At 43.6% G+C, this 25,261-nt stretch carries 25 protein-coding genes; 23 read left to right on the top strand and 2 right to left on the bottom strand.

The window, feature by feature from the left end:
* Positions 1 to 177 precede the first annotated feature (177 nt).
* The 23 genes from H1R16_RS06605 (at position 178) to H1R16_RS06715 (ending at position 22,071) form a co-directional block, all read left to right on the top strand.
* Entirely contained in the window at positions 178 to 3,810 is a 3,633-nt protein-coding gene (locus tag H1R16_RS06605) for an MMPL family transporter (RefSeq protein ID WP_181887354.1), read from the top strand.
* Between the two features lie 34 nt (positions 3,811 to 3,844).
* Positions 3,845 to 4,747, top strand: coding sequence for a dialkylrecorsinol condensing enzyme DarA (locus tag H1R16_RS06610; protein WP_181887353.1), 903 nt, complete (start codon positions 3,845 to 3,847; stop codon positions 4,745 to 4,747).
* Positions 4,748 to 4,768: 21 nt separating this feature from the next.
* Entirely contained in the window at positions 4,769 to 5,908 is a 1,140-nt protein-coding gene (locus H1R16_RS06615) for a beta-ketoacyl-ACP synthase III (RefSeq protein ID WP_181887352.1), read from the top strand.
* Positions 5,908 to 6,339 carry a hypothetical protein gene (locus tag H1R16_RS06620; RefSeq protein ID WP_181887351.1) on the top strand — a complete coding sequence of 144 codons (432 nt, stop codon included), beginning with the start codon at positions 5,908 to 5,910 and terminating at the stop codon, positions 6,337 to 6,339. Before H1R16_RS06615 ends, H1R16_RS06620 begins: the two co-directional genes overlap by 1 nt.
* Positions 6,340 to 6,341: 2 nt before the next feature.
* Positions 6,342 to 6,785, top strand: coding sequence for an ABC transporter permease (locus tag H1R16_RS06625; RefSeq protein ID WP_228451084.1), 444 nt, complete (start codon positions 6,342 to 6,344; stop codon positions 6,783 to 6,785).
* Positions 6,786 to 6,827: 42 nt separating this feature from the next.
* Positions 6,828 to 7,232, top strand: coding sequence for a hypothetical protein (locus H1R16_RS06630; protein WP_181887350.1), 405 nt, complete (start codon positions 6,828 to 6,830; stop codon positions 7,230 to 7,232).
* The gene (locus tag H1R16_RS06635; RefSeq protein WP_181887349.1) at positions 7,233 to 8,243 is read left to right on the top strand and encodes a BtrH N-terminal domain-containing protein; all 1,011 of its coding nucleotides are present in this window, start codon (positions 7,233 to 7,235) and stop codon (positions 8,241 to 8,243) included.
* 1,629 nt (positions 8,244 to 9,872) lie between these two features.
* A complete protein-coding gene (locus tag H1R16_RS06640; RefSeq protein WP_181887348.1) occupies positions 9,873 to 10,256 on the top strand; it encodes a hypothetical protein in 384 nt (127 codons plus the stop codon).
* Between the two features lie 291 nt (positions 10,257 to 10,547).
* On the top strand, positions 10,548 to 11,171 hold the full coding sequence (locus H1R16_RS06645) for a hypothetical protein (RefSeq protein ID WP_181887347.1): 624 nt from the start codon (positions 10,548 to 10,550) through the stop codon (positions 11,169 to 11,171).
* Positions 11,172 to 11,347: 176 nt separating this feature from the next.
* Positions 11,348 to 12,103 (top strand): ABC transporter ATP-binding protein, encoded by a 756-nt coding sequence (locus H1R16_RS06650; RefSeq protein WP_187350452.1) that lies wholly within the window; start codon positions 11,348 to 11,350, stop codon positions 12,101 to 12,103.
* Complete coding sequence (locus H1R16_RS06655; RefSeq protein WP_181887346.1) at positions 12,093 to 13,361, top strand: ABC transporter permease; 1,269 nt, start codon at positions 12,093 to 12,095, stop codon at positions 13,359 to 13,361. Before H1R16_RS06650 ends, H1R16_RS06655 begins: the two co-directional genes overlap by 11 nt.
* Entirely contained in the window at positions 13,336 to 13,773 is a 438-nt protein-coding gene (locus tag H1R16_RS06660) for an acyl-CoA thioesterase (protein ID WP_181887345.1), read from the top strand. Before H1R16_RS06655 ends, H1R16_RS06660 begins: the two co-directional genes overlap by 26 nt.
* Positions 13,773 to 14,912 (top strand): beta-ketoacyl synthase N-terminal-like domain-containing protein, encoded by a 1,140-nt coding sequence (locus H1R16_RS06665; protein WP_181887344.1) that lies wholly within the window; start codon positions 13,773 to 13,775, stop codon positions 14,910 to 14,912. Before H1R16_RS06660 ends, H1R16_RS06665 begins: the two co-directional genes overlap by 1 nt.
* A complete protein-coding gene (locus H1R16_RS06670; RefSeq protein ID WP_396652403.1) occupies positions 14,909 to 15,448 on the top strand; it encodes a 3-oxoacyl-ACP synthase in 540 nt (179 codons plus the stop codon). The genes H1R16_RS06665 and H1R16_RS06670 overlap by 4 nt, the downstream gene beginning before the upstream one ends.
* A gap of 5 nt (positions 15,449 to 15,453) precedes the next feature.
* Complete coding sequence (locus tag H1R16_RS06675; RefSeq protein WP_181887388.1) at positions 15,454 to 15,711, top strand: phosphopantetheine-binding protein; 258 nt, start codon at positions 15,454 to 15,456, stop codon at positions 15,709 to 15,711.
* Between the two features lie 3 nt (positions 15,712 to 15,714).
* Positions 15,715 to 16,911, top strand: coding sequence for a beta-ketoacyl-[acyl-carrier-protein] synthase family protein (locus H1R16_RS06680; RefSeq protein WP_181887343.1), 1,197 nt, complete (start codon positions 15,715 to 15,717; stop codon positions 16,909 to 16,911).
* Positions 16,911 to 17,975 carry a beta-ketoacyl synthase N-terminal-like domain-containing protein gene (locus H1R16_RS06685; RefSeq protein ID WP_181887342.1) on the top strand — a complete coding sequence of 355 codons (1,065 nt, stop codon included), beginning with the start codon at positions 16,911 to 16,913 and terminating at the stop codon, positions 17,973 to 17,975. Before H1R16_RS06680 ends, H1R16_RS06685 begins: the two co-directional genes overlap by 1 nt.
* Before the next feature lie 55 nt (positions 17,976 to 18,030).
* Positions 18,031 to 18,783 carry a polysaccharide deacetylase family protein gene (locus tag H1R16_RS06690; RefSeq protein ID WP_228451083.1) on the top strand — a complete coding sequence of 251 codons (753 nt, stop codon included), beginning with the start codon at positions 18,031 to 18,033 and terminating at the stop codon, positions 18,781 to 18,783.
* The gene (locus H1R16_RS06695) at positions 18,780 to 19,403 is read left to right on the top strand and encodes a LolA family protein (protein WP_228451082.1); all 624 of its coding nucleotides are present in this window, start codon (positions 18,780 to 18,782) and stop codon (positions 19,401 to 19,403) included. Before H1R16_RS06690 ends, H1R16_RS06695 begins: the two co-directional genes overlap by 4 nt.
* Entirely contained in the window at positions 19,369 to 20,007 is a 639-nt protein-coding gene (locus H1R16_RS06700; protein WP_181887341.1) for a hypothetical protein, read from the top strand. The genes H1R16_RS06695 and H1R16_RS06700 overlap by 35 nt, the downstream gene beginning before the upstream one ends.
* 24 nt (positions 20,008 to 20,031) lie before the next feature.
* A complete protein-coding gene (locus tag H1R16_RS06705) occupies positions 20,032 to 20,397 on the top strand; it encodes a 3-hydroxyacyl-ACP dehydratase (RefSeq protein WP_375139305.1) in 366 nt (121 codons plus the stop codon).
* A gap of 3 nt (positions 20,398 to 20,400) precedes the next feature.
* On the top strand, positions 20,401 to 20,877 hold the full coding sequence (locus H1R16_RS06710) for a hypothetical protein (protein ID WP_181887339.1): 477 nt from the start codon (positions 20,401 to 20,403) through the stop codon (positions 20,875 to 20,877).
* Positions 20,878 to 20,883: 6 nt separating this feature from the next.
* Entirely contained in the window at positions 20,884 to 22,071 is a 1,188-nt protein-coding gene (locus tag H1R16_RS06715) for a DUF2062 domain-containing protein (protein ID WP_181887338.1), read from the top strand.
* Here H1R16_RS06715 and H1R16_RS06720 read toward each other — a convergent pair.
* Together H1R16_RS06720 and H1R16_RS06725 are read right to left on the bottom strand one after the other, a co-directional pair.
* Entirely contained in the window at positions 22,061 to 23,743 is a 1,683-nt protein-coding gene (locus tag H1R16_RS06720; protein ID WP_181887337.1) for a C45 family autoproteolytic acyltransferase/hydolase, read from the bottom strand. The two genes, H1R16_RS06715 and H1R16_RS06720, sit on opposite strands and share 11 nt — an antisense overlap.
* Positions 23,740 to 25,254 (bottom strand): phytoene desaturase family protein, encoded by a 1,515-nt coding sequence (locus H1R16_RS06725; protein WP_181887336.1) that lies wholly within the window; start codon positions 25,252 to 25,254, stop codon positions 23,740 to 23,742. Before H1R16_RS06725 ends, H1R16_RS06720 begins: the two co-directional genes overlap by 4 nt.
* Positions 25,255 to 25,261 lie beyond the last annotated feature (7 nt).

Below are 25,261 nucleotides of genomic sequence, written 5' to 3' on the forward strand. Positions count from 1 at the left end.
CCAAATACAACCTAAAAGACTTCAGGTCAGCATGCAGGACAGACAATATTTTATTAAGCAGGCTACGCATATTCAGTGTTCTTCGGCAATGAACACACCTTTCTGAAACCGGCTGCACTTCCAGCAATAAATCTTTTTCCTGTATATTATAAAGGACTAATTTTGCGGCACCTATTTATGCACAGGATTTTTATTGCTTTATATTATCTGATTGAAAGGAACCGACTGGTCGCAGCACTGCTGGCCCTGTCTTTCCTCATCCTCGGTATATTTTACGCCTCAAAAATTAAATTTGAGGAAGACATCAGCCAGATGTTGCCTAAGAATGGCAAATCAGACATTACTGCTCAGGTGCTGTCGCAACTGGAGTTCAGCGATAAAATTATTGTTCTCATAAACAGCAGAACCAACGGTGACCAGCTCACTGAAACGGCAGATGCCTTCATTGAAAGCCTGGAACCCCTGAGCCCATATCTTAAATCGGTACAGGGCAAAGTGGATGAAGATCAGATTTCAGAGACCTTTGATTTTGCACAGAAGAATATTCCGCTGCTGCTGGCTGATGATGATTACCGGATTATTGAAGAAAGGATTTCGGGCGACAGTATAAACCACAGACTTGCGGCAAACTACCGTGCATTAACCGCTCCCACAAGTTTAGTCACCAAGGAATTCATTAAAAAAGATCCGTTGGGAATCACAGGTCTGGGACTGCAGAAGCTTCATCTGTTGGGTGGAAACAAGGACTTCCGCCTGCAGGACGGCTATATTGTTTCGCAAGACGGTAAAAATATCCTCCTGTTTCTGGAACCTGCCTTTGGCGGAGCTGAAACCAAAAACAATGAGGTCCTTGCAGAGAAGCTCAACCTACTCAAGGACCGGCTCAACAAAGAATTTAATGGAAAAACAGAGATCTCCTATTTTGGTGCTCCATTGATTGCCGCAGCAAACGCCAAACAGATTAAAAAAGACATTCAGACCACCGTAATAATCTCCACGGCAGTACTCCTGTTATTGCTTATCTTTTATTTCCGGAACATACTTGCACCCGTAATCATATTTATTCCTACGGTTTTCGGAGCCGCCGCCGGATTGATTTTCATTTATATAATAAAGGACAGCATATCCGCAATTTCACTAAGTGTCAGTGCGATACTGATTGGAATCACGATAGATTATGCCATCCATATTTTAACCCATTACAAGCACAAAAATAATATTGAAGATGTCCTGAAAGAGATCACTCATCCCATCATAATGAGTGCATCTACAACAGCAGTGTCATTTCTGTGTCTGACATTTGTGCGTTCTGAAGCGTTGCGCGATCTCGGAATATTTGCCAGTGTAACGGTGATGTTCTCTGCGCTTTTCACTTTGGTGCTTATCCCACATCTTTACAGGCCGCGAAAGAGCAACGTACCTGAAAAGAAAACCTTCATTGATAAAATCGGTGCGTATCCTTATGAAAAGAACCGGCCGTTGGTCATCATCTGCTCATTGCTGATCGTGGCTACATTTTTCGGCTTCAGCCATATTAAATTCAACCAGAACATCTCTGACCTGAATTTTGTGCCTGAGGAAATCAAGGAAAACGAAAAAAAGCTGGAGAAACTGTCCGACATTACCGAGAAATCGATACACGTAGTTTCTTACGGATCCACCTCAGCTGAAGCTGTTGATAAAAATACAAAGCTTTTGTCATTCCTCAAAAATCAGCAGAAAAGCGGAAAGATCCTGAGTTTTCAGTCGGTAGGTGAAGTTTTACTTTCCGAACAGGAACAAAAGGCGAGGACAGACCGTTGGAACCAGTTCTGGACCCCTGAAAGAAAATCAGACGTCATTTCGCAGATGAAAATCAGCGGAGCTACCCAAGGATTTAACAGCTCAGCCTTCACTGAATTTGAGGAAATGCTGAACAGAAACTATCAGCCACTTTCACTAGACGATTATTCCAATTTACCTGCGCTGCAGCTATCGGAATTCTATAATTTCAAAAAGGGAATGCATACCCTTTCCACTGTTGTGAAGGTAGATGAAGGACAGCGGGACCAATTTATCCGCAGCGTAGAGAAACGCAATGAGGTGCTCGCCATAGACCGGCAGCAGATAAACGAAAATTTTCTTGGTTTGCTGAAGGATGACTTCAACAGCCTCATCAATTATTCGCTGATTGCCGTAATTCTCATATTTCTGATATTTTTCCGGAATATAGACCTTACTGTGATGGCTGTGATTCCGATTATACTTTCAGGTATCGTTACGGCGGGAATTCTTTATTTTCTGGGTCTGGAACTCAATATATTCAGCACAATTGTTTGTACCCTCATCTTCGGTGCCGGGGTAGACTTTAATATATTCCTTACACAGGCACTTCAAAAAGAGATCAGCACCGGAAAAGACCAGCTGCCGCTTTACAGGGTTTCCATCATTCTGGCACTAATCACTACGGTTTTAGCAGTGGGAGCACTGATTTTTGCAAAGCATCCGGCGCTGCATTCCGTATCCACGGTGGCACTTGTGGGAATGGTGGCTGTGGTGGTGATATCCTTTGCCATGTATCCGCTAATGTTCGGATACATCCGCCAACGCTCGCAAAAAGGTCTGATGCCTGTAACAGTTAGGGTGCTGCTTAATTCCGTATTCTCTCTTCTTATTTACGCTTTTGGCGGAATTATTTTTGGAATTATTGCACCGTTCTTCAGCGGCAGAAATCAGGGAAAGCTAAAGAAATTGGTAGCTTCCTACCTCACAATGGTACTTCACACCAATCCCTTTGTCCGGAAAAGAGTAGTTAACCAAACTGGCGAAATGTTTGAAAAGCCTGCCGTGGTTATCGCCAATCACACTTCGTCGCTGGACACCCTATCCATGGCCATGACGACACATAAGTTACTGTTTTTCGTTAATGACTGGGTGTATAATTCACCTGTTTTCGGCCGACTGGTGCGCTGCCTGGGCTTCTTTCCCGTCTCGGAAGGTCTGGAGGGCAATATTGACCGCTTAAAAGAAAAAGTTGCGCAGGGATATTCGCTGATGATTTTTCCTGAAGGTGAGCGTTCAACAACAAATTCCATTCAGAGATTCCATAAAGGTGCATTTTATCTGGCCGAAAATCTTAAACTGGACATTTTGCCGGTTTATGTACATGGCACGTCCGAAGTAATGCCCAAAGGCGACCTGTTTATTCATGACGGAAGTATAACCGTGATTACCGGCAGACGAATTGCATGGGACGATGTTTCGCTTGGGGTTACCTATCAGCATAGAGCCAAAAAAATAAATGCTCTGTTCCGTGAGAAGTTTTCCGAACTTAGTAAGGAACTCGAAGATGAGGATTATTTCACACCAAAGATCCTGATGAACTATCACTATATGGAGAAGGAAATCGTGAAAGAAGTCCGTGGCGACTGGAAGCAGAATAAAAAGCTGTACCACGAGCTGAACAAGTGGATCGGCCCAAAAGACCGTATACTTCATATTTCCGCGGACTATGGGCAGCTGGACATGCTTCTGACACTTCAGGAGGCGGGCCGCCAGATTAATTCCTACAATCTTGATGTGGAAAAAAGGGATACCGCAAGACAAAGCTATCTGCTGCAAAGGCGGAAAATCCAGTATCGGGACTCTTTGGACCATCTTGAAACCGTTCCGGATGTTTTGCTGATCAGTGATGTAAGCTTTAACCTCGATCAACTCGCTGTACTTCCACCGCGAATCATATTCCTGAACAGACCGGAGGTGCAGGCTCCGGCCGGCTATGCAACTGCAGAGGGAAAAGATGGGCTTACCGTCTTTAACATAATGGATTAATTTTAATATTTTTGTAAAAATTCATAAAACTGTAATGCCTAAGAAGATACTGGTTACCTATTATTCACAAACCGGACAGCTGGAAGAGATCATGAAGAATATTGCCGGGGCATTCCAGAACCGCAGTGATTTTGAGATTACCTACTACGAGATCAAGCTGAAGGAGGATTTTGAATTTCCCTGGAAGCCGGAGGTTTTCTATGACACCTTTCCGGAAAGCTATCTGCAGGTGCCGCGTGAAATCATTCCGCCGTCTGAGGAAATACTGAACAAGAAATATGACCTCATCCTGTTTGGTTATCAGGTATGGTTCCTTACTCCTTCAATCCCGGTGATCTCTTTCCTGAAAAGTGAATTTGCCGAAAGACTGATGGCCAACACTCCGGTGGTTACCGTTTCGGCGACGCGAAACATGTGGATGCTGTCTCAGGACAAACTTAAGGTACACTTAAACAGGCTCCAAGCCCAACTTGTAGGAAACATTGCATTGGTTGACAGGCATGATAACTACACAAGTGTGATTACCATCCTGAACTGGATGCAGACCGGCAATAAAGAACAGAAAAAACCGCTTCCGCCGGCGGGAGTAGCGCAAAAGGAAATTGACGAAGCCGGAAAACACGGCCAAATCATTATGAAATACGCTGAGAGTGGCAGCTATGGTGGAATGCAGAAAGAATTGGTACAGAACGGAGCGGTAGAGATCCGCCCTTTCCTCATTAAGGTTGAAACTGTAGGCAACAAACTCTTCACTGTATTTTCCGGAATCATCTCCAGAAAGCCCCAGAGCCGCAAATTTTGGGTTGGGGTTTACAAATTCTACCTCATGTTTGCCATTTGGGTGGTATCGCCAATTGTTTTATTTTTTTATACATTGCTGACTCCTTTCTTTTACAGGAAAAGGAAGAGACAAATTGAACACTTTCAGGGACTTTAAAAAAAACAACTATACTTTAATATGAATCAAGTTTATATCACAAGGGCAGCCAAGTACCTTCCGGGAAATGCAATTTCCAATGATGAAATGGAAGATTACCTGGGATATGTAAATGACACCCCTTCCAAAGCAAGGGCACTGATCTTAAGAAACAACGGCATCAAGACCAGATATTACGCACTGGACAAAAACAATAAACCTACCGAAACCAATGCTGAAATAACGGCCAAGGCGATAGAGAAACTCTTTGACGAAAACTTTACCAAGGAAGATATGGAACTTCTTACCTGTGGGACCACATCGGCAGATCAGATCCAGCCTTCACATGCTTCAATGGTTCACGGCGTTCTGAAGCCAAGTCACTCCATCGAGGTTAACACATCTATGGGACTTTGCAACGCGGGTATGAACGCTCTGCAGTATGGATTTATGTCCGTAAAGTCAGGTAATTCAAACAACGCGGTTTGTGTTGGCTCCGAAAGATTCTCGGCGTGGATGACAGCAGACAAGTTCAACCACGAGGCCGAAAACCTGAAGCAGCTGGAAGAAAAACCAATTATCGCCTTCAAAAGGGAATTCTTAAGATGGATGCTTTCCGACGGCGCTGGCACTTTCCTGCTGGAAAAACAGCCGCGTGAAGGAGAAGTGAACCTTAGAATTGAATTCATCGATTTCTTCTCCTACGCCCATGAGCTTGAAGCCTGCATGTATGCCGGTTGCGAAAAGCAGGAAGACGGCAGCCTGAAATCCTGGGCTGAATATTCGGCGGATGAATGGCTGAAGCAATCCATATTCTCGCTGAAGCAGGACACCAAACTTCTGGGAGATTTCATCCTGAAGAAAGGTGCTCAGGCGCTCAGGGCTTCATTCGACAAAAACAATCTGAATCCGGACGATATGGATTATGTGCTGGCACATATCTCTTCAAACTACTTCAAAGACGGCTTAAGAGAAGAGTTCGCGGCCGTTGGCCTGGATTTCCCAAAGGAAAAATGGTTCTACAACCTTTCTGAAGTAGGTAACATCGGTGCAGCATCAATATATATCGCGCTGGAAGAACTGATGGCTTCCGGAAAACTTAAAAAAGACGAAAAAGTACTGCTCTGCATCCCGGAAAGTGGCCGATTTGCTTATTCCTGCGCACTGTTAACCGTAATGTAATGGAAATTTTACTGCCGGTTACGGATAAAAATACTGTCGGAAAGCTTATTCCGCAAAAAAAACCATTTGTAATGGTGGACGCCCTGTTCTCCTGGCAGGAAACGGAATTGAAATCGGGCTTCACCGTGCCGGAGGAACATGTTCTGGTGGCCAATGGTTTCTTTCAGGCATCGGGGGTGCTGGAGCATCAGGCGCAAAGTGTGGCTTTGCATACCGGCTATCAGTTTTATCTGAAGGACGAAGAACCTCCTGTGGGTTATATCGGTGCTATCAAGACTTTTGAAATCTCGGTCTTGCCTGCCGTAGGCGATAAGATTGAGACTGAAGTACAGATCCTGAACGAAATGATGGGGGTAACTTTGGTGAGGATCAGTAGTTCGGTAAAAGGAAAAGAAATCGCCACTTCCGAAATGAAGACGGTCGTAAAATAATTTTGGAAAAACCCGCTAACATCAACATTCAGGACTTCCTGCCGCACCGCGAACCGATGCTGATGGTAGACCGTATTTTGGACATCCGGAAGGAAGAAGTAATTACGTCTTTCCGGATACAGCCTGATAATATTTTTGTTGATAAAGGCTTTTTTGTTGAATCAGGTCTCATTGAAAATGTAGCTCAAACCTGCTCCGCAATTACCGGCCAGGATTTTGGCGATGAGATCCGCAACCACGAAGATCCGGGCTCCAGAGTAATCGGCTTCATCACCAATATTAAAAAAGTGAAGATCCATGAATTACCGCCGATTGGAAGCGAGATTATCTCCAAAGCGCACCTTAACTCACAGTTTGGCGACATCTGCACCATTTCGTGCATGACCTATCTGGAAGACCGGTTGCTTGTGGAGGCTGAGATCAGCCTTTTCATTAAGGCGCTGTGAACCGAAACCTGTTCATTTATTTTTGACCTCAAAATTCTGATCATGAAAAAAGAAGAAGTTCCGCAGGAAAAAAGTGCACTGGAATCCGCCAACATGACGGATCTTTACTATGTGACCGATGAAAACGGAAACTATACCACCGCACGCAGCACCGGCTGGGACGCTAAAGCAAAAGCGCTGGAGGAAAGCATGGAACTCATTAACGAAAGGGTGAATGCGGCCAAAACCGCGGTAGCAAACGGAACTGCCAGCCCGATTGTCTACTTTATGGAGCATAGTAAAATGGATTATAGCATCCTGGCAAGTTATGTGGGAATCTGGACTTTATTTGTAAAGCAGCACGCCAAACCGGGAAAATTTAAGAAACTAAGCGAAAAAACCTTACAGAAATATGCCGACGCCTTCGGGATCACTGTAGAGGAACTAAAGAATTTTGACGGAAAATAGATGAACGATACCACCAAACTGAACTTCACCCACCACCAGACGGCACACTGCGAAAACGGTGTAGCCTCCAACCTGCTGAAGGACAAAGGCCTGAACCTTAGCGAACCCATGATTTTCGGGATTGGCTCGGGTCTGTATTTTGTGTACCTGCCCTTTCTGAAGGTGAATTTTGCCCCCGGATTCAGTTACCGACCCATGCCCGGAGCCATCTTTTCCAAAGCCGCCAAAAGGCTTGGCATCAAGATAAAAAGACAGCGTTTTTCCAATCCAAAGGAAGCCCAGGCAGCCCTCGAAAGAAACCTCCAAAACGAAATTCCGACCGGATTACAGGTGGGCGTTTTCCATCTAACTTACTTCCCTGAAGAGTATAAATTTCACTTCAATGCCCATAACCTGGTGGTGTTCGGCAAGGAGGGCGACAGGTTCCTCATCAGCGATCCGGTGATGAACGAAACCACCACACTTACCGAGAAAGAACTGGAACGCGTACGCTATGCGAAAGGCGTTATGGCGCCGAAAGGCCACATGTACTTTCCCACGGACATTCCGGCCACGCTGGAGCTGGAAAAAGCCATTGTAAAAGGGATTAAGGATACCTGCGACAAAATGCTCGCACCGGTTCCCATCATCGGCGTAAAGGCCATTCGTTGGGTGGCGCGCAGTATCCCGAAATGGGCCGACAAAAAAGGTGCGAAAACCACGAATCACTATTTAGGTCAGCTAATCCGTATGCAGGAGGAGATCGGTACCGGCGGCGGCGGGTTCCGTTACATTTACGGCGCCTTTCTGGCGGAAGCGGCCGATGTTTTAAAGAAACCTGAACTGAAAGAACTGTCGAAGGAAATAACCGACATTGGTGACCTGTGGCGTGATTTCGCGGTAGATATTGCCCGCGTGTACAAAAACCGCAACAGCAAATCCGACATCTATAACAACCTGTCCCAGGCCATGCTGCATATAGCGGATTTGGAGGAGGCTTTTTTCAGGAAGTTGAGGGAGGTGGTGAGATAAATATTTACCTGAAATCAGTAAGAAAATAAAGGGATAGATGAAAAATCCGCAATACCTTATTTAATGTGGCCACACGATGCAATCGTGCGGCAGCGGGGGAATACATTTCATTCATATCTGATAACGGAAAATGGAAAATTAATGATGGTTACGACCATATATCAAAAGTATATGAAAATTATAAAGAAGGTAAATTAATATTGTCGCCTAAGAGGAGTCAAGAGACCTTTAGCAGTGAGGGTAAATATTTTTACAATGAATAGTTCTAAACTAAGCAATATCTCTATTAAGACAATATTTTTTTTCATATTGAAATTATGGATATTAACTAACATGATATCATCGTTCCTTTTTATTGCAATTAATGATTATGGTATTAGTGAATCTGTAACTTCTTTTTCAATTATATCTGAAAAAGTATTTTGGAAGTCTGTTTTTTTCGTTTTTTTAATTGGTTTGATTTATTCAATACCCGCAATGATAATTTTGGGTTTAATAATTAAATCATGGACAAGAAATAAGTTCTTATTAGTTTGTGTTTCTGTATTTTTAGTTACTTTAACATTCTTTTTTACCGGATCTATGGGTTTAAAAGACCCTAAAATCTATGTACCTACTCCTCCCTTAATTTATTCGGTCATAATATCAATTTTAATGTGGACTATTCCGCTTGTAAGAAAAAAACAAACTGCGCCTCGTTGCACACAGTCAGAGGACGTTATGTAGTGCGGGTGATACTTTTAAGAGTTTGTTATCTAGTACAGAGATATAGAAAGGCAAAACCATTTATTTTAGGATTTAAAAAAGAACAGCTTTTTGAAATGGAAAATTTTAAGAAAAATAAGTTTATTGTTTCTTCAGCGGCAATAATTATTTATAATTTAATTTTTATCTTGAACTCGTTCCAAGATGCTATTTTACAAGTGATCCCTCCGTTTTTACAATTTTTTCTTTTCAATTTTTTTACAGCTATTCTAATTGATCTTTTATTTATAGTAATCTTCATCAAAGTATCCAAAAAAAGAAATAATATAATCGCCTTTGTTTTGGTAATAATAATGATGTGGAAATATTCCCAATTTGCCCTTTATTTTAATTCAGAAATGCCACGATGATTTTATAGGGAAAAAATTAAGAGAAAAACGACCAATTAGACGGAGTTCACTTACATTCCGGAGTCCCCCGCTGCCGCGCGAAATCGAAGATTCGACGAAGTCAATCCTTTCGCGTGGGCAGAAACTCTTATCTTTAAATAAAATTAGCTGAAGCGAGCCGGAACTACAAATTTCACAATCCTGAAGGTCTTTATTTCATAACCCCCCGATGTCGCGGATTTGTAATCCGTGACCAGTTCCTCAGAAGCCGAGACTTTTCTCCCCTTTCCATTTCACGCCCAAATCACTATTCTACGGCAAGAAAACCATTACTGTTGCCCCCGATGTCGCGCATTTGTAATCCGTGACCGTTTCGCCATTAAAAAACCCACATACGCTTAGAAAACCTTTCGAAGTCCATTTTTTGTTATTTCATTCTACTACGTAAAACACCGTAATTTACTCCATTCACTTGGTTTACAGGTTGATAAATTTTAACTTTAATTAAATTTATTAACCAATAAAACTCAAAATCATGGAAAATAATGTATTGACACCGGCAGTACTGGATTTCTTACCGGAACCTTTTCAGGTGGCTCAAAAGGCTATTGACCTGCCCGAAGTAAAGGAAATGATGGCAAGACTGGCCAAGTATAATCTCGGCGTTTTTATGCCCCATCAGCATAATACGGAAAGTGGTGCCTTCGAAGTTTTGGAAGAGGGTAAAATGCAGATGGAAAACGACCTCCAGGTTTCTTTTATGACCAAAGAAGAGGCCGCCAGAGTAAACAGTCTCCCCGTAGGTTGGGTCTGGAAAAACGACGGCGTGCAGGGATCAGCAGACTGCGTTTTCGGCTGTCATATGGAGATCAGTCCGACCACAGGTGCTGCCGTCCACATCAAAAATCACAAACCGTAGATACCGGAACACTTAGACGCTTAAAGAACACTGTGTGCGATATCGCTTATATCAAATAAATGTATATTCGCAAGCGTCAAAAACTTTTTACTAGCTGACCAGCTGACCCCTACGAATCCACTAATTATATTCGGGATTGCATCAGAGTCTTTTCAACCCCTAATGATGGTGTCCCGCTATACTTTATAATTATAATGATAAACAAAGTGCCTAATTTGTAATAGCCCAAACTAATTTCTTACTTTAGCCAGATTGATTTTGCCGATTGGGAACTGAAAATTATCATCATCTATGAGGAATACTTTTATCTGCTTTCTGGGTATTATATTAATGCCGATTAGTATCTTAAATGCCCAGGCGAAACCGGAAAATTATTACAATAGTAGCTTTGAGAAAATTGCCAAAACAGAATTTCAAAATTTATTAAAGCAAGATAACTATAGGTTCAATAAATATGATCTAAAAGAACAAATCGCAAATATTCTGTACCAACGCAAAACCAAGGGAAAACTTAGTCCTCAGGAACATAATCTTGTGATAAAACATCTGAAAGAAATTGAACCCTATAAGAATGGTATAATAATTATAATTTATTATCCCGGTAAAGACGGGTGCAATCAGATAAACACCCCCTCAAGATGGAATATTTTCGATCGTGATTTTGTTAAAAAAGCAAACCGGTTAACTATCAATAATGTTTTGTGGATATACAAAAATGATGAGGAACTGAAATATTACTATCCTGAGAAAATTAATTGGGTTAAGGATAAAAAAAACTTTTTTGAAAATCTTTTTTTTGACATGCACTATCCCTGCTTCAGTTCAACTACTATTGACAGGGAAGGCAATTATATATCCAATTTGGGCGAATTTGGCAAATACGAAGTTATTGACGATATAAAAACTTTAAAGTAAAATCAAACGCAATTATTTAATATCGCTTACTGCATTTTTAAATCATATAGCTAAAACCAGTTGTACTCCAATTCGCAGATTTATATTCGTGACAATTCCCTGCGCAAGACGACCGCTTTCCTGCTCTTTCCCCTTCCCTCTAAATTCACTATTTTGCAGCCTGAAAACCATTGCTTTTGGCTACGAACATCATTGAAATAAAAAACCTCTACAAGAAATATAAAAACGCAGACGAGTTCTCTGTGAACAATATTTCACTGGAGATTGCAGAAAACGAAATCTACGGCATCCTGGGTCCGAACGGCGCCGGCAAGACCACCTTGATTTCCATGCTCTGCGGACTTATAAAACCCACTTCCGGCAGCTATACCATTAACGGACTTTCGCCCCGCAACCGGCTGAACTCCATTAAAAAAATTACCGGCATCGTACCTCAGGAATACGCGCTTTATCCTACATTGACCGCCAGAGAAAACCTGATGTTCTTCGGTTCGCTCTACGGTTTGAAACATGCCGATCTGCACCAGAAGATAGATGTCATGCTGGAGCGTGTGGGGCTTACGAACTTCGCCGATAAGAAAGTGGAACATTTCTCGGGAGGAATGAAACGCCGCTGCAACCTGATTGCCGGCATTATGCACCAACCAAAAGTCCTCTTCCTGGATGAACCTACCGTGGGTGTAGACGTACAGTCCCGAAATGTCATCATTGAATTCCTGAAAGAGCTGAACCAAAACGGAACCAGCATCGTGTACACGTCTCATCACCTACAGGAGGCGGAGGAATTCTGCACCAAAATTGCCATCATTGACAATGGTCAGATTTACGCGATAGGCAGTCCGGAGCAACTTATTGCCAACACCCCAAAAGCCGAAAACCTGGAAGACGTTTTCATTTCATTAACCGGAAAAGAACTTCGCGATGTTATATAAACTCTGGCGTGCCCTTTGGAAGGAGATACTTTTGCTGAAACGCGACATGGGCGGCATCCTGATCATCTTCATCATGCCTCTGGTGCTCATTGTCACCATCACGCTCATCCAGGATTCCACGTTCAAAAATCTGGAGGGCACCAAAATCCCACTTCTACTTGTTGATAATGACAAATCCGAGGTTTCGAAAATCATAAAGGACGGACTGAAAAAGGGCGACACATTCGATCTCATCACGAAAGATTTAGACGAAGCTAAAGCACGACAGGCGGTCTTCAACGGCGATTACCAGATGGCCATCGTGATTCCGGAAAAACTTACGGAGAACATGAACCAAAGCATCGACATTAAGGTTCAGTCCATCGTAAGTTCCCTGGGTGTGGGCGAAACCGACACGGCAGCGGTGCAGCGTGAACTGCCCAAAGCAAAGGAAATCCACCTTTATTTCGATCCGGTGACCAGCGCAGGCTTCAAGAGCGGCGTGAAGAGTTCTGTAAATGAAATGGTAGCGACCATTGAAAACCAGAAAATCTATGCAGCCTTTCAGGACCAACTCGGAACCGAAGATGATATCTCCTTCGACCAGAAATTTATCGCTTTCAAGGAAATAACCCCGAAAGGCGATGACGAAGCCCTGCCCAACTCTGTTCAGCACAATGTGCCGGCCTGGGCCCTGTTTGCGATCTTCTTCATCGTGGTGCCGCTGTCCATCAATCTCGTAAAAGAAAAAAATCAGGGAACAATCATCCGGATCCTGGCGAACCATACGCCTTATTATGTACACGTCCTCGGCAAGACTTTCACTTATCTGATGATCTGCATGATACAGTTTTTGCTGATGCTGGCCGTGGGCGTTTACCTCTTCCCTTACCTGGACCTGCCGAAGTTTGAGGTGGCCGGAAAACTTCCTGAGTTGCTTTTCGTAACCTTCTTCGCAGGTTTGGCAGCCATTGGATTTGGAATCCTGCTCGGAACTTTAACCGACACCCAGGAACAGTCGGCGCCGCTGGGTGCCACCTCCGTCGTTATCCTTGCTGCCATTGGCGGGATTTGGGTGCCGGTATTTATGATGCCTGACTTTATGCAGACGATATCAAGCTTTTCACCAATGAATTGGGGGCTCAACGCTTATTACGACATTATCCTCAGGGACGCCGGTTATGTTCAGGTACTGCCTAAAATCGGGCTTTTGCTGCTGTTCTATTTCGTAACCGTGCTTATAGCTTTAATCTATGAAAGAAAGAAACACTCCATCTGATGCCATCGTAAACCGGCAAACCGTAAGGGTACGCTTCAACGAGTGCGATCCGCTGGGCATTGTGTGGCACGGCCACTATATTGTTTATTTTGAGGACGGACGCGAAGCTTTCGGGCGCGAGCACGGCATTTCCTATCTGGATGTCCAGCATAACGGATTTGCCACACCGATTGTAAGAACGGTTTGTGAACACTTTCTCCCTTTGAAATACGGCGAGATCATCACTGTAGAAACCACTTTCGTAAACCTACCGACCGCCAAGATGATGTTCCGCTACCGGATTTTTAATGAAGAAAATAAACTGGTCTGCTCCGGCGAGACCGTTCAGGTATTTATCGATATTAATGGTAACCTTCAGCTTTACAATCCGTCCTTTTATCAGGAGTGGAAGGATAAAATGGGACTTTCATAATGGAGAAGACGACCACTTATATCACAGATTACAACTGCATTACCCCATTAGGGTTTAATGTGGCTGATAACTGGCAGAATGTTCTTGACGGTAAATCCGGAATCAGGAAGCATGATCTTTTTGAGAGCCAGCCACCATTTCATGCAGGAATCATTGACAATAATGAACTCGAAAGAATTTTCTCTGCCGAATTTGAGTCTGAGAATTTCACGCGGCTTGAAAAAATGCTGCTTCTAAGCCTGAAGCCTTTGGTGGAAAGGCATGGAGTAAAAGAAAAAACAGCCTTCATCCTTTCTACTACCAAAGGAAACGTTTCACTGCTGAAAAATAAAATTGCGCCACCTGAAGACGCTTACCTTTCAGTAATGGCGAAGAAAATCGCCGCTTTTTTCGGTTTTAAAACAAGGCCTGTAGTCATTTCGAATGCGTGTGTGTCGGGTGTGATGGCAGTTTCGGTGGCTAAAAACATGATCGAGTCCGGGCTGTACGAAGATGCTTATGTTTTAGCTGGCGATGAGGTGTCGGAGTTTGTGATCTCGGGTTTCAACTCCTTCCAGGCCATGAGCGCAAACCCATGCAAACCCTACGATGAAAACCGGGACGGAATTACCATCGGTGAGGCTGCGGCAGCCGTTTATTTAACTTCCACATCACCTTCCGTTAGTTTATATTTTGAGATACTGGGCGAATCTGCAGTAAATGATGCCAACCATATTTCCGGGCCATCCCGAACGGGCGAAGGTCTTTTCCGCAGCATTGAAAATGCAATAAAAGAAGCACAGATCTCCGCCAAGTTAATTGATTACCTTTCTGCACACGGGACGGCTACCGTTTATAATGATGAAATGGAAAGTATCGCCTTTACTCGCGCCGGATTACAGCATACACCTGTGAACAGCCTTAAAGGTTTCTACGGCCACTGTTTGGGCGCATCGGGCTTACTGGAACTCATTATCGCCATGGAGAGTGCCAGAAGTAACATGCTGATTAAGTCTCTGAATCTGAAAAGGCAGGGTATCTCTGAGCCACTGAACATTATAGCAGAAAACAAAGTTCAGGAAATTGAATATATTTTGAAAACGGCTTCCGGCTTTGGCGGGTCCAATGCAGCCATCATCCTGAAAAAATGTGCCCAATGAAAACACTGAAAATCTGCTTTATAGAAAATGGCAGCATCACTGTGGATGAAGAGGTGGTTTTTCAGGAAGACCTACCCCATTTCAATGATTTTGCCAAGGCTGCTTATAAAAAATTCAGTTTCGACTATCCCAAATTCCACAAGATGGATGCTTTAAGCAAACTTGCATTTATGGCTTCGGAAATGGTATTGAGGGATGAAGAGAATAAAAACACCGCTTTGGTTTTCGCCAACCGTTCCTCCAGTCTGGATACCGACATGAAATATCAGGAAAGCATCAGTTCCGCTGAAAACTACTTTCCGAGCCCGGCGGTATTTGTTTATACTTTACCAAATATCTGTCTGGGCGAGATCAGCATCAGGCATCAGCTTCAAACCGAGAATGCTTTCTTCGTTACCGATGAGTTTGACGAAGACTTCATGAACCTTTACGCAGGGCAGCTCCTGAAGTCCGGAAAAGCAGAGCAGGTGCTGTGCGGCTGGGTGGAATTGTACGGAGAAAATTACAAAGGTTTTGTATATTTGTTGACCTTATAAAAGAAATTATGGACTTAAGAGAAGAATTAAAGGCTAAGATAATAGAAGTACTGAACCTGGAAGATGTTTCTGCGGAGGAAATCGCAAACGATGCTCCACTTTTCGGTGGCGGAATGGGACTGGATTCCATAGATGCACTGGAACTTATCGTTTTACTGGACAAGCAGTACGGCATTAAGCTGGCTGACCCTAAAAAAGGCAAGGAAATCTTCGAAAGCATCGACACGATGGCTTCTTATATCGAACAGCACAGAACAAAATAGTCCATGGCCCGAAAGATTGCCATCACCGGCATGGGAATCATTTCCTCCATTGGCCGGAATGTAAACGAAAATTACGCCTCACTTCTGGAGTCCAGACATGGGATTTCCGAAATCGAAATTCTTGAAACCCGTCACCGCGGTGAGGTAAAACTCGGCGAAATAAAAATCTCTAACGAAGACCTGGTTTCACAATTGGGTATTCCCGAAGATAATAATTACGCACGCAGTACTCTGCTGGGCATTACTGCAGCCAAAGAAGCGGTAGAAAGTGCCGGAATTACCAATATTAACAAATACCGTACAGGACTGATCTCCTCCACAAGTGTGGGCGGTATGGATGTAACTGAAAAATATTTTTACGACTACGAAAACCAGCCGGACAAACAGAAATATATCGCTACGCACGATGCCGGACAGTCCTCTTTGGCTATTGCTGAAGTCTTAGGTCTGAAAGGCATGGTCTCCACCATCAGTACAGCCTGTTCATCCGCGGCCAATGCCATTATGATGGGTGCGAAACTTATACAGAGCGGCGTTCTGGACCGCGTTATTGTGGGCGGAACCGACGGACTGTCCAAATTCACACTGAATGGGTTTAAAACCCTTATGATCGTAACCGACACTTACAATACACCTTTCGATAACGACCGAAAAGGCCTGAATCTGGGTGAAGCAGCCGCATTTCTGGTACTGGAAAGTGACAGTGTGATAGAGAAGGAAAACAAAACCCCAATCGCCTGGCTTTCCGGATATGCCAATGCGAACGATGCGCACCATCAGACCGCTTCATCCGAAGACGGAACCGGAGCCTATCTGGCCATGGAAAAGGCACTGAAAGTCTCAGGACTAGGAGCAAAAGACATCGACTATATCAACGCGCACGGAACGGCTACACCGAATAATGACCTTTCGGAAGGTACGGCTATGCTCAGAATTTTTGGCGAAGGTCAGGTACCTGATTTCAGTTCTACCAAAGCCTTTACAGGACACACCCTGGCGGCCGCAGCAGCTGTGGAAGCCGTGTATTCCATTCTTGCGATCAACAACGGTATCATCTTTCCAAACCTGAATTTTAAAACTCCGATGCAGGAGTTTGACCTAAGACCGGTAACAGAAATTAAGCGGAAGGAAATCAATAACGTACTCTCCAATTCATTCGGATTTGGAGGCAACTGTTCCACTTTAATATTTTCGAAATAATGAAGCCCGTTTATATTAACAGTGCCGTATGTATTTCGGCCCAGGACACGCTGAATGCGGAATTTTTCCACACAATGGAAGCCGAGATGACGTCTGTAATGCTAAACGCTATTGCTCCGAATTATAAAGAGTTTATTCCACCGGCGCAAATCAGGCGGATGTCCAAAACGGTGAAGATGAGTGCCGTGGCGGCTCAAAAAGCACTGATACAGGCCGGTGTGGAAATGCCGGACGCCATTATCGTCGGTACAGGAATGGGCTGCGAGGAAGATTCTGAGAAGTTTCTGAAGAACGTCATAGAAAACAACGAGGAATTCCTCACACCGACGCACTTTATCCAGTCAACACACAACACAGTGGCCGGACAGATTGCTTTGGCCACTTCATGCCATGCCTATAATTTCACCTATGTAAATCCGGGTTCATCACTGGAAATGAGTCTGCTGGACGCGAAACTGCAGATCGAACACGACGAAGCCAATAACATTCTGGTTGGAGCGACAGATGAAAAGGCAGTAAGAACAATGGAACTGTACCAACTAAATGGCACTATTAAAAAAGAAGAAGATTTGCCTGCGGATGTACTGAATTCAGCTTCTGAGGGCGTGGTGTGGGGTGAAGGTTCGGCCTTTTTCGTAGTCAGTTCAGAAAAATCTGAAAGCACATATGCACAATTGGGGGCAGTAACGTTTATCAACACACTTGAAGAATCTGAAGTATCAGATTTCATTTGTGGATTCCTGTCCAGAAACAATCTTAATCCATCCGATCTTGATGCGGTTTTGCTTGGCTTTAGCGGAGATTTAAAATCTGATAGATATTATAATACAGCCCAGGGAATATTTAAGGATGCTGATCAACTTTATTATAAGCACCTGAGCGGCGAATTCAATACTTCGGGCGGATTTGCCTTCTTTATGGCTAACCAAATCCTGAAACGTAAGGAAGTTCCGGAGGTGATGAAAATCAACAAAGAGTTATCAAAAGATTCCATCAGGCATATCCTCATTTACAACCACCTTCATGGTGAAGATCACAGTTTGATTTTACTGCGTAAGGCCTGATTTCAATTATTATAAGGTGGATACTCCCTCCTAATTCATCTGCAAAACTTAACTGTTGAAACACCGGATTTCCATTTTAATTTTCACCTTACTGCTTATTACCATCTATTTCCTGGAAGGTGGAATATGGATGTATTTTGTTGCATTGGCGGTTTTCGGCCTGGTTACTTTCTTAGGCGTGACGAATATGGATTTCAACCGGTTCCTGAAAAGCCATACCAATAATCCAAACGTTGAGGAACGCATCATTGCACTTACATTTGATGACGGCCCTAGCGAATATACCCCTAAGTTGCTGGACCTTCTGGCCAGACATCAGCAAAAAGCAACTTTCTTCTGCATCGGGACACAGATCATAAAGTATCCGGAAATTTTTCAGAGCATTGCAGCTGAAGGCCATGAGGTGGGTAACCACACCTTTTCGCACTCCAACGCAACGGGTTTTCTTACGACCTTTAAGATGAAAAGGGAAATCATCCGCAATGACAGACTCATGCTGAAGAAAGCCGGAATCCAAACGGACCTCTACCGCCCGCCATTCGGCATTACAAATCCCAATATTGCCCGGGCAATCAGCAAGACGGGTAAAAAGTGCATTGGCTGGGACATCCGGAGTTTCGACACTTCCATCAGCGACGAAAAAAAGATACTGAATAGAATTCTGCCAAAAATAAAGCCCGGCAGCGTAATCCTGCTGCACGATACTTCAGATAAATCCTGCAGTGTGCTGGAGGAAATATTGCTATTTTTGGAGCGCGAAAACTACCGAAGTGTAACCGTATCAGAACTTTTCAACTTTAAGAAATGAAATTTAAAATTATAGCATTCTTCCTGCTTTTTTTAGGGATTTTTACATCGGCACAGACCAAAATGAACCCGGCGGAAATCAGGCAGTTCACTGCTAAAATGTCGGCTGAAAGTAAGAAAATGAAGACGCTGCAGGCCAGTTTCGTTCAAACTAAAAAAATGGATTTCCTGAACAAAGACCTTGTAACCTCAGGCGAAATGGCGCTGCAGGCTCCCGCGATGTTAAGCTGGAGGTATACAAAGCCGTATAAATACAGCGTAATCTTCAAAAACGGGAAAATGCATATCAATGATCAGGGGAAAAAATCTACTCATGATGCAAAGTCCAGGAATTTTCAAAAACTGAACAAACTTATAATCGGCAGTGCCAACGGAAACCTGCTGAACGACCCCGATTTCACGGTGAGCTATTTCAAAAATAGCAGCGGCAACATCGCCAGGTTTATCCCCAAATCTGCGCAACTGCTGAAGTATATTAGACAGGTTGACCTTCACTTTGCTTCAAACCAGTCTGTGGTTTCGCAGGTGAATATGCTGGAAGCCTCCGGTGATACAACAACTATCGTATTCAAAAACACAAAGGTCAATGCGCCGGTACCTGCTTCTGTTTTCAGCCTTTAGTCTTTTTCTTTCTGTACAGTCCTGCAAATCCTATGAACCGGCGGGTGCTGTGGCCGTATCGAAGTCGGGAGGGCCGGTTCAGAACCTGTATTTCAGTTCCACCGAAAACGATTATCTGTACAAAGCTCAGATTGAGATCTATGACAATGACCTCAGCGGAATACTCATCATTAAAAAGATTTCCGATGAAACTCACCGTGTGGTGATGACTACTGATTTCGGCAATAAAATGCTCGATTTCGAAATATCCGATACAGATTTTAAGGTGAATTACCTTGTTCAGGATCTGGACAGGAACGTGGTCAAAAAGTTTCTGGAAAGGGATTTCAGAGTTTTGCTGAAGGAAAAACATGCTGTAAGCCATACTTTTGAAGATTCAGAACACCTAATATTTTCATCCGAAAATTCTGAGCAGCGAAATTATCTTTACTACAGTAAAACCGACGGGCTACTTAAGAAAATAGTGTTCACCGAAAACGGAAAGGAAAGGCTAAATTTTCTATTTGACGGGAAATCTGCTATCTTCGCCGACTCAATAACCCTGATACACAAAGACTTCAGACTGAAAATCCAGCTTAAGCGCATGGATACTGAAATCGATTAGGAGCCAATTAAAGAAAAAATGGATATACTGAACGGATTTTATATTTTAAATTCTTGTGATAATACCGCTGAAGGAAATTATTCGGCGATGATAACGCTGGATCCTGAACATGAGATCTTCAGCGGGCATTTCCCCGGAAACCCAGTAGCGCCCGGTGTCTGTATGATGCAGATCGTAAAGGATGTCACGGAGCGGATTCTGGAAAGAAAACTGTTCCTGACCTCTGCGAATAATGTAAAATTTATGGCAATTATCAATCCCGAAGAAACTCCGGGCCTGAAACTTGATCTGGACATAAAGACGGACGGCGAACAGGTGAAGGTAAAAAACGTTACCTCTTTTGGAGAGACAATTGCTTTAAAGATGTCCGTTAACTATAAATTCATTTGATTTATGAAACTGATAATCGCATTCCTAAGCGCTTTTATATTTTTATTTCAGGCCGCGGACCTTGAAGCTGTTCGCGCAAAATATCCTTCAGCTCACACTACAAAACAAAATGCGGACAATTTTGCAAAATTGGTGGAAAAAGGTACCGGCTCCACAATGTCCGGATACAAAGCTGCTGCAAAAATCATCCAGGCAAAATTTGCCAAAGGTGAAGGGCGAAAGAAAATTATTACGGCGGGCGCCACATCGCTGGAAAACGTCGTCAAAGCGGACCCTGACAATGCAGAACTGCGCCTTATACGTTTGAGCATTCAGGAAAGTCTGCCGAAATTCATTAAATACAACGGTCACATTACCACAGATAAAGCGTTCCTTATTAAAAACTATGGCGGGCAAACAAGTTCCATGAAGTCCCATATCAAAAAATTTGCGGCCACCTCAAAATCATTTACGGCCGCGGAAAAACAGAAGCTGAAATAAAGGACCATGACCCCTGCTGAGACCCGTATTCTTCTAAAAAAACATAAGATCTGTGTACTGATCGCGACGTACAATAACCATAAAACCCTCGCACGGGTTCTTGATGGCGTGCTGCAATATACAGCTGATATTATTGTTGTTAACGACGGTTCTACGGATACTACAGCATCCATTCTTACACAATATCAGGATATTAAGATAATCAGCCTTCCTGAAAACCGGGGCAAAGGAAACGCCTTGAGCACGGGTTTTACGGAAGCAAGAATATTAGGATTTAACCATGCACTTACAATAGACTCGGACGGCCAGCATTATCCCGATGATATTCCTGTTTTTGTACAAGCACTTGAAAATGAAAGCATCGATGTTCTGCTTGTAGGCGACCGGAATATGGAGCAGGCCGGCATTCCGCAGAAAAGCAGTGTAGGCAACCGAATCTCTACCTTCTGGTTTTGGTTTGAAACCGGAATTACACTGAAGGACACGCAGTCCGGCTACCGGCTTTATCCTTTGAACAAAATTCCGAAGAAGTTCTATACACCCAAGTTCGAGTTCGAGATTGAGATCATGGTGCGGACCGCCTGGAAAGGCGTGCCTGTAAAAAATGTACCGGTAAAAGTGCTTTACGACCCGGAAGAACGGGTTTCCCATTTCCGCCCTTTCACGGATTTTGTGCGGATAAGTATTCTGAACACAGTGTTGGTATTCATAGCCATCTTTTATATTGCGCCACGCAGGTTCATCCGCAACTTCAAAAAAAAAAGTTTTAAACGCTTCCTGAAGGAAGATGTTCTGGAAAGTGCCGGCAGCAACCGTAAGAAGGCCATGTCCATAGCCTTGGGTACCTTTATCGGCTTGTCACCCTTTTGGGGTTTACAGACTTTCCTTACCATTTCCCTGGCGGTACTGCTGAAACTTAATAAAGTGTTGGCATTTGCCTTTTCCAATGTAAGCATTCCGCCGTTCATCCCGTTAATTGTTGGCGGATCACTGGCCATTGGAGGCTATCTTTTGGGTGCAGAGACCAATTTCATGGATCAGGAATTCAGTTTGGATTTGGTTAAAAAGCATCTACTGCAGTATGTTTTGGGAAGCCTGATACTGGCCACCGTTGTTTCGGCACTGTTTGGTTTTGGATTTTACTATTTTCTTGAAAAGTTCAATTCTGAAGAGAATGACAGCACTACTTCGTGATTACCTTTAATTTCTCTAAATATCTCTCCACTTTTTTGCGGTCGGGAACCGTGGTAATCTCCTTCGTCAGTGCCTTTTCAAACTGTACGGTCGCCTTCGTGTACTCTTTCCTTTCAAAATAATATTTCCCGGCCTTGTAGTACACGCTCCAAAGTTCAGGATTAAGAGTCTGGTACTGCTTTATAAACTCCAATGGCAGGCTTCGTCTGTTGTGGAGCGCCAGATCCATATCGCGGTCTTTTATCCGGTAAAGTTCGTAATCCCGGAAAGCCCGGCTATCAGCAAAAGGATCACGGGCGATATTACGCCTGCCTGTACTTAGGCTCAGTTCAGGTGCTGTAGTGTTGAAGATTTTATTTAAATCATAACACACCATCTCGCCCAACTGATACGGACTGCTGGAAACCCAAACCAATCTTTCCTCAGGCGAAAAAATTACGGCATGATGCGCCAAAAGTTGATTCAAAGCTTTTTCATTACCATAACCCAGCGGAATATCTTTTAAACCGTCCGTGTTGCGAAGTATAGATGCAATTTTTCCGGGATTGAGCTGTGGCTGATTACCGATGAGTTCCTCCATTCTCTCAAAACGGTATTGTGAATGGCTTTCAGCGATATGTTTGGTATTGCGTTGGTCATTTTTGTAGGCTTCTGACTGAAAATGGTTTGAGCAAACCAGCTGTGAGGAATTCTGAACCTCATAGACCCCGAAATTTGTAGGGGACATTTCTATGAGAATGGCTTTTCGGTCGGCAGCGCTGCCCACCATAATGCTTTCGGAAACAAAAACTTTACGCTTTTTAGCAATGCTTACGGCTTCCTTAATATTCCGGGCAAACTGCAGAATTTCTTTCGTAACAAGGGAAATGGGTGTTTTGGCAGTCAGGGGTATCTTCGACTTGCCGGCATTGATGGTAACGGTGAGGCCTTCGGCATTCATGCCTGAAACTACACCGGTCATTCCGGGCCAGGTGACGGACATATACGGGATTCCGGATTCCGGGCGTACAAATGCGACCATTTTTTCTTTGGCAAAATCATCACCGGCATAAAAGTCGAAATTCCGGCCGATGAGCAGCTTACCGTTTTCAGATTTTTCATCCCAGACCGCCAGAGAAGAACATCCCACCAGCATAAGATCCTGAAGAGCGTGCCCTATGTCGTGCGCACCGTGCAGGTAAAGATTCCGTTGAAACTTCGGTGCGATAAAATCATACCGGTCTCCAGAATACTCAGAAAGTCCATAAATCTCTGCCTGAAAATCATTTCGTACATGACGGTACAGATTCCGGTTGTAGAATTTCAGGACCTTGCTCAGCAGGCGCCGCTTCCTCTTGGAAGGCACCATATCTTCCACTTTCGAAAAAAATATCTGTTCTTGCCTCTGCATAAGCCCCTGAGTAAGAGCACCGTTGTTATAGCCCAACTGTAATGCATTGCCTGTAATATAAAGCTCCCAGATATTTTGTGGGTTTTTGGTGAGGAAATTATGACCGGAAACGATCGTGCTGTCGTTAAGTTTCGTGGTCACAGGTCTTTCAACCGGGAAGAAGCCGATGTCGGGGATATGCCGCGCCGACTTTTGTACTCCACAGGAAATTGCAGATGTAAAAAGCACCGAAAGTAAAACAGCTCTAAGCGAACCGCAGATTTTTTTTTCAGGCTTGATCATACTTTGGACAAACGTTCATCAATCAGTTCCGAACCTAAAATTTCTGCACAGGTGGCAAAAGCGCCAATTGTTACGCCCAATATACCATGCATATTCACTGTCTGTCCGGTTAAATAAAGGTTGGAGATCTTAGTCTTGGGCGAAAGCATTGTTTTAAGCGGATTACCGGAATCTTTTGCATAACCGTACATATTCCCTCTGTAATTCCCGATATAATCGCGGTAAGACAGCGGGGACGACGTATAAACTCCGGCTATATTGTTCGTGAGCCCGGGAAGTTTTTCTTCCAGCTTTTTTAGGAATATATCTGCTTTGTCTTTTTTAAACCTTTCGTAGGTCTCACCACGTTCCTGCGGACCGGCCACTGTGTTGTCTGTTCCCTGCCATTGCTTCACCTCATCAAATTCCATATAAGTGATGGCGGTAATGCTTTCGGCGAAAACGGGATCTTTACGGTCCGGTGTGCAGGAAAGCATATAAGATGCCGGCCAACTTGCGACTTTGGAATCAGCGTTATTCCATACATCACCGACTGTATTGTAATGGTAATAATTACAGTTAAAATAAGGAACAGTAGAAGGTTTCAGGGCCAGATAGACACTGAAACATGATGAAGTGGGCTTAAGGTCTTCTATCCGGTTCGTAAAGGATTTTCTGAATCTGTCTTTACCTGCCAGTTCGATGGTCCGGCGTATTTCAATATTGGAAATAAACCGTCGGCCAGAAAACTCTGTCCCACCTCTTGCTTGTACTCCAATCAAATTACCGGCGTCATCGTAGGAAAAACCATTCACTTCAGTACGCTTATGAACCTCGGCTCCATACTTCCTGAGTTCACGGATAAGCAGTTTTGTGATCTGACTGCCACCGTCCGTACATTTATAGGAACTCTGAATATATGAATTCACCGTAAGTGCGTGTACAAAAAGAGGAGTGTTTTCGTCCAGGCCGGCGTATAAAAACCCGGTGCCGGCCAGCACAGCCTGCAGTTTTTTATTTTTTGTTATGGACTGTAGGAATTCTGAGGTATTGAGGTAAAGCGAGTCTTCAGAATATCTTTCAGCTCCAGTCAGATTATAACGCGGAAACTGCGCACAAACTTCCTGAATTCCATTCACATAGCGTAGAAGATTTTCACGTTCAGCCGGGAAATGTTTTGAGAGTTGTTCCACAAAATTATCATAACCCTGTGCGTGTGGATATGCTGTTTCATCATCATCAAAACTAATCATGTCGAAACCGTTTTCGTCAAGTTTCTGCAGCTTCAAACCCTGCATTATACCCAGATAGCTGAAGTATCGGTGCAAATTCTGACCTTCCGAAAGCCCTCCAAGGTAATGAACTCCGGTATCAAAGATAAGTTTGCGGCGGGAAAAAGTCTGAAGGTTACCACCGAACTGGTTATTCTTTTCGAGCACACAGACACTTAAGCCTTCTTTGGCCAAAACTAAAGCAGAAACAAGCCCTCCAAGCCCGCTGCCAATTACTACTATGTCGAATATTTTAGACAAGACGAAT

Origin of the sequence: Marnyiella aurantia (assembly GCF_014041915.1) — a bacterium.
Taxonomy (GTDB): Bacteria; Bacteroidota; Bacteroidia; order Flavobacteriales; family Weeksellaceae; genus Marnyiella; species Marnyiella aurantia.